Annotated in this window: 14 protein-coding genes; 13 read left to right on the top strand and 1 reads right to left on the bottom strand. The window is 30.2% G+C overall.

The annotated features are described in order from the left end of the window. The first annotated feature begins 11 nt into the window (after positions 1-11). From EPJ79_RS02315 to trpA, 13 genes are all read left to right on the top strand, one after another. Positions 12-2,513, top strand: coding sequence for a hypothetical protein (locus EPJ79_RS02315; RefSeq protein ID WP_147738289.1), 2,502 nt, complete (start codon positions 12-14; stop codon positions 2,511-2,513). 461 nt (positions 2,514-2,974) lie between these two features. After that, positions 2,975-3,601, top strand: coding sequence for a nucleotide exchange factor GrpE (locus EPJ79_RS02310; protein WP_147738288.1), 627 nt, complete (start codon positions 2,975-2,977; stop codon positions 3,599-3,601). Positions 3,602-3,659: 58 nt separating this feature from the next. Further along, entirely contained in the window at positions 3,660-3,860 is a 201-nt protein-coding gene (locus EPJ79_RS02305; protein ID WP_021957751.1) for a hypothetical protein, read from the top strand. 58 nt (positions 3,861-3,918) lie between these two features. Then, positions 3,919-5,838 (top strand): molecular chaperone DnaK, encoded by a 1,920-nt coding sequence (gene dnaK / locus EPJ79_RS02300; RefSeq protein ID WP_147738287.1) that lies wholly within the window; start codon positions 3,919-3,921, stop codon positions 5,836-5,838. A gap of 114 nt (positions 5,839-5,952) precedes the next feature. Then, positions 5,953-6,711, top strand: a complete 759-nt coding sequence (locus EPJ79_RS02295; protein ID WP_244289046.1) for a YoaK family protein — start codon at positions 5,953-5,955, stop codon at positions 6,709-6,711. 78 nt (positions 6,712-6,789) lie between these two features. After that, positions 6,790-7,917, top strand: a complete 1,128-nt coding sequence (gene dnaJ, locus EPJ79_RS02290; protein ID WP_147736039.1) for a molecular chaperone DnaJ — start codon at positions 6,790-6,792, stop codon at positions 7,915-7,917. Positions 7,918-8,090: 173 nt separating this feature from the next. After that, a complete protein-coding gene (gene trpE / locus EPJ79_RS02285) occupies positions 8,091-9,557 on the top strand; it encodes an anthranilate synthase component I (RefSeq protein WP_147738286.1) in 1,467 nt (488 codons plus the stop codon). After that, entirely contained in the window at positions 9,554-10,162 is a 609-nt protein-coding gene (locus EPJ79_RS02280; RefSeq protein WP_147738285.1) for an anthranilate synthase component II, read from the top strand. Before trpE ends, EPJ79_RS02280 begins: the two co-directional genes overlap by 4 nt. After that, complete coding sequence (trpD, locus tag EPJ79_RS02275) at positions 10,159-11,172, top strand: anthranilate phosphoribosyltransferase (RefSeq protein WP_147738284.1); 1,014 nt, start codon at positions 10,159-10,161, stop codon at positions 11,170-11,172. Before EPJ79_RS02280 ends, trpD begins: the two co-directional genes overlap by 4 nt. A 33-nt stretch (positions 11,173-11,205) precedes the next feature. Continuing rightward, the gene (gene trpC, locus EPJ79_RS02270) at positions 11,206-12,006 is read left to right on the top strand and encodes an indole-3-glycerol phosphate synthase TrpC (protein WP_147738283.1); all 801 of its coding nucleotides are present in this window, start codon (positions 11,206-11,208) and stop codon (positions 12,004-12,006) included. Next, on the top strand, positions 12,006-12,647 hold the full coding sequence (locus EPJ79_RS02265) for a phosphoribosylanthranilate isomerase (RefSeq protein ID WP_147738282.1): 642 nt from the start codon (positions 12,006-12,008) through the stop codon (positions 12,645-12,647). Before trpC ends, EPJ79_RS02265 begins: the two co-directional genes overlap by 1 nt. Continuing rightward, positions 12,644-13,828, top strand: a complete 1,185-nt coding sequence (gene trpB / locus EPJ79_RS02260) for a tryptophan synthase subunit beta (RefSeq protein WP_147738281.1) — start codon at positions 12,644-12,646, stop codon at positions 13,826-13,828. The genes EPJ79_RS02265 and trpB overlap by 4 nt, the downstream gene beginning before the upstream one ends. Beyond that, positions 13,821-14,591 (top strand): tryptophan synthase subunit alpha, encoded by a 771-nt coding sequence (gene trpA, locus EPJ79_RS02255; RefSeq protein ID WP_147738280.1) that lies wholly within the window; start codon positions 13,821-13,823, stop codon positions 14,589-14,591. Before trpB ends, trpA begins: the two co-directional genes overlap by 8 nt. On the opposite strand, the gene murJ is transcribed toward trpA, so the two are convergent. Next, on the bottom strand, positions 14,586-16,193 hold the full coding sequence (gene murJ, locus EPJ79_RS02250; protein ID WP_147738279.1) for a murein biosynthesis integral membrane protein MurJ: 1,608 nt from the start codon (positions 16,191-16,193) through the stop codon (positions 14,586-14,588). The two genes, trpA and murJ, sit on opposite strands and share 6 nt — an antisense overlap. Positions 16,194-16,302: the final 109 nt, after the last annotated feature.

The following is a 16,302-nucleotide window of genomic DNA, read 5'->3' as shown; positions in this document are numbered from 1 at the left end:
GGTTATAAATAATGGGATACGATAAAAAAATAGCCGAAGAAGAATTAAAGAATAAAGTCGCAAGCGATTATTTTACGACAAAAAATTTTGATTCCACTCAAATAATAGGAAAGATTGATTTTTGTATAGCGAAGAAAATTAATAAAAAAGATAAATATTTAAAAACTCAAAATAACTTTAACGATAAAGAGTTTGAAGCGGAATATTATTTATGGGCGGAAGCTAAAAAAGGAAATAAGCATGACTTTATCGAATCTTTTGTTCAATTAATTCTAACAATCGGAAAGGGAAGAATCTACGATAAACATTTGCCACCCGCATTTTTGGGAGAGTTTGACGCCGAGCAAATAGCTTTTTTGCCGTATCATAAAATAATGGATGTTTTCTCTCAAAATGATTTTAATTGGAATGTGACGCCTTCAAATCATAATACGAAAGAGTTTAAGCAACTTTACGAAATGGTAAAAAATACTTTAGAAGAAGAGAGTTTTATTTTTAAGTTTGGAAAAGACGACAAAGAGATTGAAGATTTTATTAAAAATAATTTTGGCAAGACGGGAGTTGAAAATAATTTATCGAAGACTCAAATTGATAAAAATAATTTTGTTAATATTTATTCAAAATGGCTTGTTTCGGTAAAAAATTCTATTTCTGTAGATTGGGATATGGCTAAAAAGAACGGAATAATAGACGCCGATTTTTATTTGGCTGATTTATTAAGCGAAAATAATTTAACATTAATAAAAAAACTTTTTGTTATTTTGAAAACCGACCATTACGAACTTGACAGAAAAATAGACGATATGGGACTTATTACGAGCAAGCAATCACATTTTTACGACAATCAAAAAGCGCATAAAGAATTTTGGAAGAGATATCATAGACCGCCGAAAACGGAATATTGGGATTATATTATAAACAGGCGAGATTTACTTGTTCCTCCAGATATACGCTCAAGAAAGGGTTCATTTTTTACTCCACAAATTTGGGCGGAAAAGTCGCAAGGATATTTGGCTTCTGTTTTGGGTAAGAGATGGCAGGAGGATTATCATATTTGGGATTTGGCTGCTGGGACTGGGAATTTACTTGCGGGATTAACTAATATAAATAATATTTGGGCATCTACAATTGACCAAGCGGATGTTGATATAATGCTTGCAAGATTGAGGAGCGGGACGGGAATGTTTAGAAATCATATTTTTAAGTTTGATTTTTTGAATGATGATTTTTCTAAATTACCGAAAGAATTAAAGAAGGTTATTGAGGAGAAACCCGAAAAACTTATTATTTATATCAATCCTCCTTATGCGGAAGCGGGCGACCAAAAACAAGCTACGGGAACTGGAAAAAATAAAACGAAAGTGGCGACATTAGGTAAAGTTTACGAGAAATATAGCGTTGAATTAAATTTAGGACTTTCGATAAGAGAGATTTTTACTCAATTTTTTATTAGAATTTATAAAGAAATTCCAAACTGTTTTTTAGCTTCATTTTCAACTTTAAAATATGTAAATTCAAGCGGCTTTATAAATTTCAGAGAAGAATTTAAAGCGAAATTTTTAAAAGGTTTTATTTGCCCCGCAAATACTTTTGATAATGTTCGAGGCAATTTTCCAATAGGGTTTTTAATTTGGGATACTTCTAAAAAACAAAAAATAAAAAGTATTAGCGTAGATGTTTTCAATGAAAAAATAGAATTTTTGGGAAAAAAATCATTTTCTTCAAATATATCTAATAAACAAAAATTAACTATAACTCAATGGATTACAGGATATGAAACTAATGGAGAAATTCTTGGATATACGGGAAATAATGGACCCGATTATCAAAATAATAAATTTTTAAAAATTAGTAGCATACAAACAAAAGTAGCTGGCGGTAATTTAAATAATGCGACAAAATATAAAATAACAGCAACAAATTTAATTCAAATTTCTATTTATCTATCCGTTCGATTATGCATTGAAGCGACTTGGATAAACGATAGAGACCAATTTTTATATCCAAACGATTTATGGGAAGAAGATTTAGAATTTCAAAGCGATTGTTTGGCTTTTACTTTATTTCATGGACAAAATAGAATTACAAGCGAAGAAGGAATTAATCATTGGATACCTTTTAGCGAGGCGGAAGTTGGAGCGAAAGATAGTTTTGAATCGCGTTTTATGAAAGATTTTATAGATGGGAAGATAAAACCAAAAGAGACGAAAGAACTTTTAACGGAACGCAGAAGCCTAAAGCCAATAAAATTTTCAAAAGAAGCGAAAGATATTTTTGAAGCGGGCAGAGAGTTATGGAAATATTATCATAAGCATGATTTGATTAATATTAACGCGTCATATTATGATATTAGGAAATTCTTTCAAGGAGTAGATTCAAAAAGCGGAAGAATGAATAATAAAAGTATTGACGAAACTTATAATAAATTGATTGGAAATTTAAGAGAGAGAATGAAAATTTTAGCCAAAAAGATTGAGCCGAAGATTTATGAATTTGGTTTTTTGAAGAAATAGAGATTTATAAAATTATAAAATTTAATAATATTCTTTATTTTTCTTTATTTTTTTAGTATAAGGTATTGACTTTTTATATAGATTTATTTATAATTTATATACTAATTTGCAACTTATGATATTGATATAGATTTTTTAGAACCTCCTTATTTTCCCACTGCGGTTATTCTCAGTGGGATATTTTTTTATTTTATATTCTGCAAATAATATTAAATATTGTTAAAAAATAATACAATTAATATATATTTTAATGTTTAATAATGATACATACTAAATTTTAATGTTTAATAATTAACATAATTTTATTAAAAAATATATCTTATTCTATGTAATTTTATTAAAACTTTTAAAAATAATTGGCATATTTTTTGCATATTAATATAGCAAAGGATTTGATAAAATAAAAATTTAAAAAAATAAATAAGTTAAATAAAGTAATTGAAAGGAGATTTTGCGATTAAATGGAAGAAGCAAAAATGGAAAATAGCGAAGAATTGCAAGAAGTAAACGAAGCTATCGAAAAATATAAAAATATTGAAACCGAAGAAGAATTAAAAAATAATAAAGAAAATAAAGAAAATGCGAACGAAGATGATAATAATGAAGAAAACGAATTAAGTAAAAAAATTGAAGAATTGGAAAATCAAAACGCCGATTTGAAAGATAAATATATGCGAGCTATGGCGGAAACTGAAAATATTAGAAAGAGAGCGGCGAAAGAAAAAATTGACACTATTAAAAGAGCGAATAAAGATTTATTATTATCTCTTTTGAATTTTATGGATAATTTTGAGCGAGCAATAAAAGCGGGAGAAAATAATAACGATATACAAAATAGCGAATATTATAAAGGAATAGAATTGATACATAAACAGTTTATAGATTTTATTCATGATAACGGAGTCGAGGAAATAGAATGCTTGGGCGAGGAGTTCGACCCTAATTTGCATGAGGCTTTGACTGTGATTGAAGTTCCCGATTGCGAGCATGAAAAAATTGTAAAAGTTTATGCTAAAGGATATAAATTAAACGATGAGCTTTTGAGAACGGCTAAAGTTATAGTCGGAAAACCGAAAGCTAAAGAATAAAATTGTAAAAAATTAAAATAAAATAAATAAAAATAAAAAATTAAAAATAGGAGATTTTATGGCGCATATTCAACTTTTTAGGGCTTATTACGAGCCAAAAGCTGCAGACAGACAGCATATTAATACCGTTTTGCAAGATTTAACGGATAAAATTAATAAGCATATTGAAAATAGGGAAGTAATAAATGTTGACCTTAATACTTCTCATTTGGGAAACGGTCACACAGAATATATTGTAAGCGTTCTGACAAAAGATTAGTTTTAATTTTAGTTTAGAATGCAAAATTTAAAATTTTATTAATTAAGGAGATAATACAATGAGTAAAATAATAGGAATAGATTTAGGAACTACGAATTCATGCGTATCCATAATGGAAGGCGGAAAACCCGTAGTTATAACGAATAGCGAAGGAAATAGAACTACTCCTTCAATAGTCGCTTTTACCAATAAAGGCGAGGTTTTAGTCGGACAACCAGCTAAAAACCAAATGGTAACGAATCCCGAAAATACTATATTTTCAATAAAAAGATTTATGGGAAACACTTATAATGAAGTAACCGAAGAGCGTTCGAGAATGCCTTATACCGTTTTAGAAGAAGACGGAAAAGTAAAAATAAAAACTTTAGAAGGCAATTTTACTCCTCAAGAGATAAGCGCTAGAATACTTCAAAAAATGAAACAAACGGCGGAAGAATATTTAGGAGAAACAGTAACGGACGCCATTATTACCGTGCCAGCTTATTTTAATGATAGTCAAAGACAATCTACAAAAGACGCGGGTAGAATTGCGGGGCTTAATGTTTTGAGAATAATTAACGAACCTACCGCAGCCGCTTTGGCTTATGGAATAGAGAAAAAGAAAGACGAAAAAATAGCCGTTTACGATTTGGGAGGCGGAACTTTCGATATATCTATATTGGAATTGGCTGACGGTTTATTTGAAGTAAAAAGCACAAACGGAGATACGCATTTGGGAGGAGATGATTTCGACCATGCGGTAATCGATTGGCTTATAAGCGAATTCAAAAAAGAACAAGGCATAGATTTAAATAACGATAAAATGGCTTTGCAGAGATTAAAAGAAGCCGCAGAAAAAGCGAAAAAAGAACTTTCAAGCTCATTACAAACCGATATTAATTTGCCTTATTTGACAGCGGACGCGTCTGGTCCTAAACATTTGAATGTGTCTTTGACTAGGTCTAAATTTGAAGAGCTTATAAGAGATTTAGTTGAAAAAACTAGAATCCCTTGCGAAAAAGCTATGCAAGATGCGGGATTAACTTTAAACGATATAGACGAGGTTATATTGGTTGGAGGTTCTACGAGAATTCCTTTAGTTCAAGAAACCGTTAAAAATGTATTTAATAAAGAGCCAAATAAAAGCGTAAATCCTGACGAAGCGGTTGCAATGGGAGCGGCAGTTCAAGGCGGAATAATAAGAGGCGATGTTAAAGATGTTCTTCTTTTGGATGTAACTCCTCTTTCTTTGGGAATTGAAACGGAAGGAAGCGTAATGACTGTTTTAATAAATAGAAATACAACAATTCCTACGCATAAGAATCAGGTATTTTCAACAGCGGCGGATAATCAGCCTTCGGTAACTATAAGAGTTTTACAAGGCGAAAGAAAAATGGCAAACGATAATAGAGAGCTTGGCAGATTTGATTTGGTTGGAATACCGCCAGCGCCGAGAGGAGTTCCTCAAATAGATGTCTCTTTTGATATTGACGCTAACGGAATAGTGCATGTATCGGCTAAAGATTTGGGAACGGGAAAAGAGCAGAAAATAAGAATAGAATCTTCAAGCGGATTGAGTGAAGAAGAAATTAACAGAATGGTGCAAGACGCAGAAAAACATGCAGAAGAGGATAAAAAGAAAAAAGAAGAAGTTGAAGCTAAAAATAACGCGGACCATATGATTTATCAAACGGAAAAATTATTAAAAGAATCGGGAGATAAATTACAGCCTTCGGATAAATCCGAAATTGAATCTAAAGTGTCGGCTTTAAAATCGGCAATAGAATCAAATAATACGGATAATATTAAAAAGTCTACGGATGAACTTCAGGCTTCTTGGAGTAAAGCGTCAGAAACTCTTTATAAACAAGGACAGCAAGCGGGAGGACAAACCGAACAACAAAGTCAGGCAAATGAAACTACGGAAGATACGGGAAGAAAAGACGAATCCGTTGTAGACGCCGATTACGAGGTTGTTGACGATAATGATAAAAAGTAAAAGTTGAATATAAAGCATTTGGCGGTTAAAAAATAATAAATAATTTTAGCCGCCTATTTGATTATATTGTTCTTTGATATATAATTATACAAATCAATTATAAAGGTTTTGATTTTGATTAATAAATTATTAAAAAAGAATATTTCAAAAAAAAGTAAATCGAAAAAAAATATTTTATCTTTTCTAAAAAAGAAGAAAGAAATTCATACTTTGGAAACTATATATATAGCCTCAATGCTTTCTATGGTTTGCGGTTATGTGGACGCTTATACTTATATAACGAAAGACGGAATTTTTGCATACGCTCAAACGGGAAATATAATATTTCTTGCAATGAATTTAGCGAAAGGCAAATTTTATGACGCTATAAATTGTCTGTTTCCAATATTGTCTTTTATATGCGGAATTTGGTTCGCTCAATTTATAAAAAAAATTACAAACGAAAAGCATATAATAGAATGGGGTTATATTATTTTATTAATCAATACGATTATACTTTTTATGGTTGGAATGTTTTCAAGAAGTTTCCCAAACGCTTTAATGGTTAGTTCCGTTTCTTTTATATCCGCGGTTCATATGACAACTTTTAATAAAGTAGAAGGGCTTTCCTATGTTTCGACTATGTGCACGGGAAATTTGCGTTCTGCTTCGGAGCATTTATTTGATTATTTATTTAGAAAAAATAAAAATAAAAAAGAAGAACATATTAAAAGCGTAAAAAATGGATTTATTTATTTGACTATTATTTTGTCTTTTACTTTAGGCGCTTATTTAGGTTCTTTATTTACCAATAAATTTGGAACTAAATCGGTTTGGATTGCTGCGGGAGTTTTAATGTTTGTAAATAGTTTTATGTTTTTTGAAGAGGTTTGAAATTTTTAAAAGATTTTTTGGAATATTTAAAGTATAATTATATTTTTATTTAATTTAAGTTAAAAAGGATATTTATAAATGGCTGATAAAAGAGATTACTACGAGGTTTTGGGAGTTTCAAAAACTGCCAATGTGGATGAGATAAAGAAAGCCTACAGAAAATTGGCTATGCAATATCATCCTGACAGAAACCCTGGAAATAAAGAAGCGGAAGAAAAATTTAAAGAAGCTACGGAAGCTTACGAAATATTATCGGACGAAAAAAAACGCTCTCAATACGATAAATTCGGATTTCAAGGAGTTCATAGCGATTTTGCGGACGCTTACGGAAGAGGCGGTTTTGATTTTTCTTCAATGTTTGGCGGCGGAGGATTTGGCGATTTAGACGATATATTTAGTTCTTTTTTTGGAGGCGGATTTGGAAGCAGAAGTTCTACAAGGCAGAGAAGAGGAAACGATATAAGATACGATATTAATCTTTCTTTGGAAGATGCGGTATTTGGCAAGAAAATGGAAATTAAACTTGACAAAAACGATATTTGCGATGTTTGTCATGGAAGCGGAGCTGAGCCAGGAACAAAAACCACAACTTGCCCGACTTGTGGAGGAAGCGGAGAGATAAGAAGTTCGCAAGGATTTTTTAGCGTTAGAAGAACTTGCAGTAGATGTCATGGAAGCGGTTCGATAGTGACAACACCTTGTAAAAATTGCAGAGGAGCTGGAACGATTAAAAAACCTAAAACTATTTCGGTTAATATTCCAAAAGGCATAGACGATAATACTCAACTTAGAGTTTCAAAGGAAGGCGAAGCGATTGCGGGCGGAATTCCAGGCGATTTATATTTGTATATTAATGTTTTGCCTCATAAATATTTTATAAGAGATGGAATTGATTTGATAACCGAAGTAGGAATTAATATAGTTCAAGCGACTTTAGGAGCAGATATACTTATAGAAACTTTGGATAAGAAAAAAGTAAAAATAAAAATTCCAGCGGGAACGAATAGCGGACAGGTTTTCAAATTAAAAGGCGGCGGAGCTACAAACTTAAATAGAGGAGTTAGAGGCGATTTGCTTGTGATAGTTAATATCGATGTTAATAAAAAATTGTCTTCAGAAGAGAAGAGATTATATAGCGAATTAAAAAAAGTTATTCCAAGCAATGACGAGCCAGAATTGAGAAAACCTAATAAAAGCATTTGGTGATTATTCTTTATTTAATTTAATATAATATTTATTTTTTATATTGATTTATAATATATAAATTTAAATTAAATTTATTATTTAAAATTTAAAAATAAACGCTTGACAATTACTACTAATAGTATTATAATATTTAAGTATTTTAAGCTAAATTTTATTATTATAAGTTATAAATTATGAATATTGAAAATATAAAGAAAATAAAAAATTTAAACGATTATAAACGAGTTCCTATTTGCAAAGAAATTTATTCCGATTTTATTACGCCTATAGAAGCTATGCGTATTTTAAAATCTAAAAGCGTTAATGCATTTCTTTTGGAGAGCGTGGAAGATAGAAAGGTTTGGGGAAGATATACTTTTTTATGTTATGAGCCTATACTAGAAATAAACGCAAGCAAATGGAATGTAAATATAAAAGACAAAAACGGACTAAAAACTATTAAAGGAAATCCTAAAGACATAATAAGAAAAATTTTGAAAGAATATAAAACGCCAAAAATTGACGATATGCCTACTTTTACGGGCGGACTTGCAGGATATTTTTCTTACGATTATATAAGATACAACGAAAAAAAACTCGATTTTGAAGAATACGATAATAAATTTTACGATTTGAATTTGTTTCTTTTTAACGATGTTATAATTTTCGATAATTTTAAACAGAAAATAATATTAATCACTGGAATAGAAATTTCAAAGTTGGATTTTCAATACGATAAAGCTTTAGAAAAATTGGACTCTATAGAAAAACTTCTTAAAACAGAAAGCAAAAAATATAAAAATAGTTTTGAAAAGTTTAGTTTTAAATCGGAAGCGAAACATAGTTTTTCAAAAGAAAAATATTGCGATATGGTAGAAAAGGCTAAAAAATATATTTACGAAGGCGATATTTTTCAAGTCGTTCTTTCAAATCCGATATACGCTAAAGCCGAAGGGAATTTATTTGATGTTTATAGAGTATTGCGAACAATTAATCCGTCTCCTTATATGTTTTATTTTTCTATGGGCGATATAGAAATAGCGGGTTCTTCTCCCGAAACTTTGGTTAAACTTGAAAACGATAAATTGCATACTTATCCTTTGGCGGGAAGTCGTCCGAGAGGAAAAACTTTAGAAGAAGATTTAAAATTGGAAAAAGAGCTTTTAACTGATAAAAAAGAGCTTGCAGAACATAATATGCTTGTCGATTTGGGAAGAAACGATATTGGAAAAATAAGCAAAATAGGAAGCGTAAATGTAGAAAAATATAAATTTGTAGAAAAATATTCTCATATAATGCATATAGCTTCTACAGTATCGGGAATCATAAGAGACGATAAAGACGCTTTGGATGTTTTGGATTCTATACTTCCAGCGGGAACTTTATCGGGCGCTCCAAAAATAAGAGCTTGCGAGATAATAAACGAACTTGAAGGAATATGCAGAGGAATTTACGGAGGCGCTATCGGTTATATTGATTTTTCGGGCAATATGGACACTTGTATAGGAATAAGATTAATATATAAAAAAGAAGACGAAATATGCATAAGAGCGGGAGCGGGAATAGTTTACGACAGCGTAGGCGAAAAGGAATATATAGAATGCATAAATAAAGCGGCTGCGGTATTAAAAGCTGCTAAAATGGCGGAGATGGAATTATGACTTTATTAATAGACAATTACGATAGTTTTTCTTATAATCTTTATCAACTTATAGGACAATTTGATAAAAATATAAAGGTTGTAAGAAATGATGAATATAAAACGGAAGATTTTAAAGAAATAGAAAAGTTAAATCCAAATATTATAATAATATCGCCCGGACCTGGAAAACCCGAAGATGCGGGAATATGCATAGATATTATAAAATATTTCTATATTGATAAAGATAATAAAAGTAAAATAAATCCCATAATATTTGGAGTTTGTTTGGGACATCAGGCAATATGCAAATCTTTCGGAGCGGAAGTTAGTTATGCAAAAAAGTTGATGCATGGAAAAACTTCGATTATTGAACTTTCTAATAATTCTATTTTATTTAAAAATCTTCCTAAACAAATCGAGGTTGCAAGGTATCATTCTCTGTCAGCCGTCAGAGAGAGCATGCCCGATTGTTTAAAAGTAACTTCTTTTTCAATAGAAGATAAAGAAATAATGTCTATAGAGCATAAAGAATATCCGATATACGGAGTGCAATTTCATCCCGAATCGGTTATGACTAAAGACGGATTTAATATTATAAAAAATTTATACGAGGTTATAATATGATTAAAGAAGCAATTTTAAAATTATCTAAAAAAGAAAATTTAAATTACGAGGAAGCCAAAGAGGTAATGAATGAGATAATGTCTGGAAAAGCTACAGTCGTTCAAATGTCTTCGTATTTAACTGCGCTTTCAATGAAAGGCGAAACTATTGAGGAAATAACGGGTTCGGCTGCGGGAATGAGAGAGAATTGCATAAAACTTTTGCATAATATGGAAGTTCTTGAAATAGTCGGCACTGGCGGAGACAATTCTAACTCTTTTAATATTTCTACGGCGTCTGCAATAGTTATAGCTGCGGGAGGAGTTGCGGTTGCAAAACATGGAAATAGAGCGGCGTCTTCAAAATGCGGCGCTGCGGATGTTTTGGAAGAATTGGGAATTAGTATAAATATTTCACCCGAAAAGAGTCGCGAAATTCTTTCAAAAATAAATATATGTTTTTTATTCGCTCAAAATTATCATATAGCTATGAAATATGTCGCTCCCGTTAGAAAAGAACTTGGAATAAGAACGGTTTTTAATATATTAGGACCTTTATCAAATCCAGCTGGAGCTAATATAGAACTTATGGGAGTTTATGACGAATCATTAATCGAACCTCTTGCAAAAGTTATGCAGAATTTGGGAGTTAAAAGAGGAATGGTAGTTTACGGAACGGATAAAATAGACGAAATATCAATGTCGTCTGAAACTAAAGTATGCGAAATTTTAGATAAAGAAAATTTAAAATCTTATACGATATCGCCTAAAGATTTTGGATACGATTTTTGCGATAAAAAAGAACTTGAAGGCGGAAGCGTAAAAGAAAATGCGGAAATTATAAGAAATATTTTTAATCTCAAAGATAATGGAGCTAAAAGAAAAGCCGTTTGTATGAACGCTGGAGCTGGATTTTATATCGCTAAAAAAGTTAAAAATATAAAAGAAGGCATCCAAATGGCTGAAAATCTAATAGACGAAAAAAAGGCTTTTGAAAAATTGGAAGATTTTATAAAAGAAAGTAATAGTTAATATTATAATTAAAATTATATAGGTTTGTCGATAATGAATATTCTTGATAAAATATGCGAAACTACAAAAGAGCGTATAGGAAAAGAAAAACAAAAAATCTCTTTAATCGAAGTTAGGAAAATTGCCGAAAGTATAAAAAGCGTAGAAAAAGAAAATTATTTTAATTTTGAAAAAGCGATTGGCAAAAAAGAGAAAATTAATTTTATTTGCGAAATTAAAAAAGCCTCTCCTTCAAAAGGAATAATAACAGAAGAATTTGATTATATTGAAATAGCGAAAGATTATCAAAAAGCAAAAGCCGATGCGATTTCTTGTTTAACCGAACCTCATTATTTTATGGGAAGCGATAAATATTTAGAAGAGATTAAAGAAACGGTAAATATTCCAATACTTCGCAAAGATTTTATAATAGACGAATATATGATATATAAAAGCAAAAATATAAAAGCGGATGCTATTTTGCTTATTGCCGCCGTTTTGGATAAATATAAATTAAAAGATTATTTTGAAATTGCAAATAGTTTGGGTTTATCTTCTCTTTTTGAAATTCATAACGAGGAAGAGCTTGAAAAAATATTAAATTTAAATCCAAGAATAATAGGAGTAAATAATAGAAATTTAAAAACTTTTGAAGTCGATATTAATAATAGCGTTCGTTTAAGAAAATTGATTCCAAATAATATAATTTTTGTTTCCGAAAGCGGAATAAAAAATAGAAACGATATAAAAATTCTTGAAGCAAATAAAACTAACGCCGTTCTTATAGGCGAGACGCTTATGATTAAAAAAGATAAAGAAAAAGAAATAAAAAAATTAAGAGGAATAATAGATTAATGAAAATAAAAACCTGCGGATTATTTAGAGAAGAAGATATAAATTATGCAAATAAATTGAAACCAAATTATATAGGATTTGTTTTCGCCGAAAGCAGAAGAAAAGTCAAATTTGAAGAAGCCTGCAATTTAAAAAATAAACTCGACAAAGAAATAAAAGCCGTTGGAGTATTCGTAAACGATAATTTTGATTTTATATTAAATTTGATTAAAGATAAAATTATAGATATTATTCAATTGCATGGAAGCGAAGATAATGATTTTATAGATAATCTAAAAATAAAAACTAATTCTAAAATAATAAAATCCGTGACGGTTGAAAATGAAAATTCTATATTAGAAAGCGTTAATATATTTTCCGATTTTATACTTTTAGATAATTTTAAATGCGAAGTTGGAAAAACTTTTAATTGGAATTATTTGAAAAAGGCTTTTAAGTTAAATAAAAATTTCAAAAATATTTTTAATGAAAAGTATTTTTTGGCTGGAGGATTGAATAAAGAAAATATTAACGAAGCTTTAAAATTTAATCCTTACTGCGTAGATTTGTCGGGCGGACTTGAAACGGACGGAATAAAAGATTTTGATAAAATGAAATATATTATAAATATTACGAAAAATTATAAAGAGGAGAGAATATGAATAAAGGACATTTTGGAGTTCATGGCGGAACATATATTCCCGAAACTCTTATGAATGCGATTATAGAACTTGAAAAAGCTTATAATTTCTATAAAGACGATAAAGATTTTAACGAAGAATTAAACGATTTATTTAAAAATTATGCGAATCGTCCTTCTATGCTTTATTTTGCAAAAAGAATTACTGAAGATTTGAAAGGAGCAAAAATATATTTGAAGAGAGAAGATTTGAATCATACTGGCGCGCATAAAATAAATAATGTTTTAGGGCAGGTTTTACTCGCTAAAAAAATTGGGAAAAAAAGAGTTATAGCCGAAACGGGAGCGGGACAGCATGGAGTGGCAACGGCGACTATAGCGGCGCTTATGGATATGGAATGCGAAATATTTATGGGAAAAGAAGATACCGAAAGACAGGCTTTAAATGTCTATAAAATGAAACTTTTGGGAGCTAAAGTTAATTCTGTGGAAAGCGGGACGGCAACTTTAAAAGACGCCGTATCGGAAACTATGCGAGAATGGACTAAAAGAATAGACGACACTCATTATGTGATTGGTTCGGTAATGGGACCTCATCCTTTTCCTACAATAGTGCGGGATTTTCAAGCTATTATTTCAAAAGAGATTAAAGAGCAAATTTATAATATTGAAAAAAGACTTCCAGATATGATTGTGGCATGCGTAGGCGGAGGTTCTAACGCGATAGGTTCTTTTTATCATTTTATAGAAGATAAATCGGTTGAGCTTGTAGGATGCGAGGCGGCGGGAAGAGGAGTTCATACTTTTGAAACGGCGGCTACAATATCTACGGGAAAATTAGGAATATTTCATGGAATGAAGTCTTATTTTTGTCAGGATGAATATGGACAGATAGCTCCCGTTTATTCCATATCGGCGGGACTCGATTATCCTGGAATAGGTCCCGAACATGCATATTTGCATGATATTGGAAGAGTAAAATATATTCCGATAACGGACGATGAAGCGGTTAAATCTTTTGAATATTTATCGCGTATGGAAGGAATAATACCCGCGATAGAAAGCGCCCATGCTTTATCCTATGCCATTAAAGAAGCGCCAAAAATGAATAAAGATAAAATAATAGTAGTAAATTTATCGGGTAGGGGAGATAAAGACTGCGTATCGATAGCAAAATATAATGGGGAGATAATCAATGAGTAATATAAAAAATGCATTTTCAAAAGGAAAGGCTTTTATTCCTTTTATAACTTGCGGACAAATTTCTTTGGATATAACCGAAAAAACTATATACGAAATGGAGAAAAATGGAGCTAATTTAATAGAACTTGGAATTCCTTTTTCCGACCCTGTAGCCGAAGGTTCTATTATACAATCGGCAAATAGCAGAGCCTTAAAAAATGGAACTACAACGGATAAAATATTTTCTATGTTAGAGTTGGTTAGAAAAAATACCGATATTCCAATGGTTTTTATGACTTATGCAAATATAGTGTTTTCGTATGGAATAGAAAGATTTGCAGAAAAATCTAAAAAATTAAAAATTGACGGAATTATACTTCCCGATGTTCCTTACGAAGAAAAAAAAGAATTCGACTCGATATTTAAAAAGTATGATATTGATTTTATATCTTTAATAGCGCCTACATCCGAAGAGAGAATATCGGCAATAGCAAAAGATTCTAACGGATTTATATATTGCGTTTCTTCTTTAGGCGTGACGGGAATAAGAGAAAATATAAACACGAATATAGAAAAAATGGTTAATCTTGTAAAATCGGTTAATGATATTCCTGTCGCCGTAGGTTTCGGAATATCGACTCCAGAGCGGGCAAAAGAAATGAGCGAATATGCGGACGGAGTGATAGTCGGAAGCGCAATAGTAAAATTATGCGAAGAATACGGAGAAGATTCGCCAAGTTATGTTGGAAAATATGTTAAAGAAATGAAAAACGCTATATTATGATTTTCTTTTAATAATCTTTTTTCTAAAAATATTAATGAAAGATAAAAAATCATTGTTTTTTAAAATTATATTTATTAAGCAGTAAAAAATTATTCCTGCAAAAATTATTATAAAAACTTTTAATACAAAAAAAGCTTTTGAAAATTGCGGAACGGATAAAAAATAATATTTTAGAGAAAAAACAAACATTCCCATTAATAAACTTGATAAAAAAGTTTTGAAAATATCGATTTTTTTATTGATTATGGATTTCGTTTTAATTTTTTTCATTAATAAAATATATAATATGCAAAAAGAAATTATATTTGCAGAAACGCTTGAAATTGAAATTCCGATTATATCGAATTTGAAAATATAAACGCATAAATAATTGCTTAAAGCGTTTATTACAAATGAAAAAAAAGCCGTATATACGGGAGTTTTCATGTCTTTCATAGCGTAAAACGATTGAACAACTATTCTATAACTTGCCACAAAAAATAAAGATATAGATAAATATTTTAAAGCGCTTGAAACTAAAAAAGTTGAATTTGAAGAAAAAGCTCCGTATTGAAAAATTGAGGCTACAATTTCTCTTCCTAAAATAATAAATCCGAAAGTAGCGGGAATAGTTATTAAAGCGACTAATCTTAAAGAATAGCCTAAAGTGTCTTTTGCCTCTTCTTTTTTATCTTCGGCTATCAATTTGCTTAAAGTCGGAAGCATAACAGTCGCTATACTTACGGCAAAAACTCCCAAAACGAATTCATGAATTCTGTTTGCAAAAGTAACCGCCGAAACTCTGCCTTCTCCAATCGCTCCCGCAAAAGCCGTTGAAACAAGCAAATTAATTTGATAAACGCTCGCTCCAAAAATTCCAGGCGCAAATAGTTTTATCATTTTTATTACATAAATATCTTTAAAATTAAAACTTGGCTTAAAAGTAAATCCGAATTTTTTAACAAAAGGCATTTGATAAATAAATTGAACGAATCCGCCGATTAAAACCGCTATTGCAAAAACATAAGACATATTTTCAAAAACATTTGGAAAAAAGAAATAAAAAATTAAAGCTGTAGTTATTATAATAGTATTTAAAATAATCGGACTTGCAGCCGAAATAGAATAATATCCTCTTATATTTAAAATTCCTTGCATCAAAGCCGCTAACGATATAAACAAAAGATAAGGAAACATTATTCTTGACAAATTTGTAGCCAAATCCAAAGCTTCTTTATCTGCCGATTTATATAAAAATTTAACGAGTAGAGGAGAGATTATTATCCCTATTAAAACGATTAGAATTAATATTAAAGTTAAAAGCGTAAAAATTGCTCTAAAAAATTTTTTTGATTCTTCGATTCCTTTTTCTTTTTCAAGTTCGGTAAATACGGGAATAAAACTTGCAACCATATTTCCTTCAGCGAATAATCTTCTTAATAAATTAGGAAGAATAAAACCTATTGCAAAAGCGTCCGCAATAAAAGTTGTTCCAAGTAAAGCCGCCTGTATTTGGTCTCTAACAAGTCCGAATATTCTACTAATTGCAGTTACTATAGACATTTTCAAAGACGACTTTGTAATTTTTTCTTTAATTTTTGTATTATTTGAATTTTCCAACATAAGAATCTCTAAAATAATTTATGATATTATATATAAAAAATAAATTTATGTTAATATTATAATTAATCGTTTGAGTTTTTATTGATAATAAATATTTAAAATTCGAAGA

Origin of the sequence: Brachyspira aalborgi, assembly GCF_008016455.1 — a bacterium.
Taxonomy (GTDB): Bacteria; Spirochaetota; Brachyspiria; order Brachyspirales; family Brachyspiraceae; genus Brachyspira; species Brachyspira aalborgi.
This window is presented reverse-complemented; position numbering and strand designations above follow the sequence as displayed.

Coding starts and splice junctions, on each gene's coding strand:
- EPJ79_RS02315 (WP_147738289.1), top strand. CDS start 12: ATGGGATACGATAAAAAAATAGCCGAAGAAGAATTAAAGAATAAAGTC.
- EPJ79_RS02310 (WP_147738288.1), top strand. CDS start 2,975: ATGGAAGAAGCAAAAATGGAAAATAGCGAAGAATTGCAAGAAGTAAAC.
- EPJ79_RS02305 (WP_021957751.1), top strand. CDS start 3,660: ATGGCGCATATTCAACTTTTTAGGGCTTATTACGAGCCAAAAGCTGCA.
- dnaK (WP_147738287.1), top strand. CDS start 3,919: ATGAGTAAAATAATAGGAATAGATTTAGGAACTACGAATTCATGCGTA.
- dnaJ (WP_147736039.1), top strand. CDS start 6,790: ATGGCTGATAAAAGAGATTACTACGAGGTTTTGGGAGTTTCAAAAACT.
- trpE (WP_147738286.1), top strand. CDS start 8,091: ATGAATATTGAAAATATAAAGAAAATAAAAAATTTAAACGATTATAAA.
- EPJ79_RS02280 (WP_147738285.1), top strand. CDS start 9,554: ATGACTTTATTAATAGACAATTACGATAGTTTTTCTTATAATCTTTAT.
- trpD (WP_147738284.1), top strand. CDS start 10,159: ATGATTAAAGAAGCAATTTTAAAATTATCTAAAAAAGAAAATTTAAAT.
- trpC (WP_147738283.1), top strand. CDS start 11,206: ATGAATATTCTTGATAAAATATGCGAAACTACAAAAGAGCGTATAGGA.
- EPJ79_RS02265 (WP_147738282.1), top strand. CDS start 12,006: ATGAAAATAAAAACCTGCGGATTATTTAGAGAAGAAGATATAAATTAT.
- trpB (WP_147738281.1), top strand. CDS start 12,644: ATGAATAAAGGACATTTTGGAGTTCATGGCGGAACATATATTCCCGAA.
- trpA (WP_147738280.1), top strand. CDS start 13,821: ATGAGTAATATAAAAAATGCATTTTCAAAAGGAAAGGCTTTTATTCCT.
- murJ (WP_147738279.1), bottom strand. CDS start 16,193: ATGTTGGAAAATTCAAATAATACAAAAATTAAAGAAAAAATTACAAAG.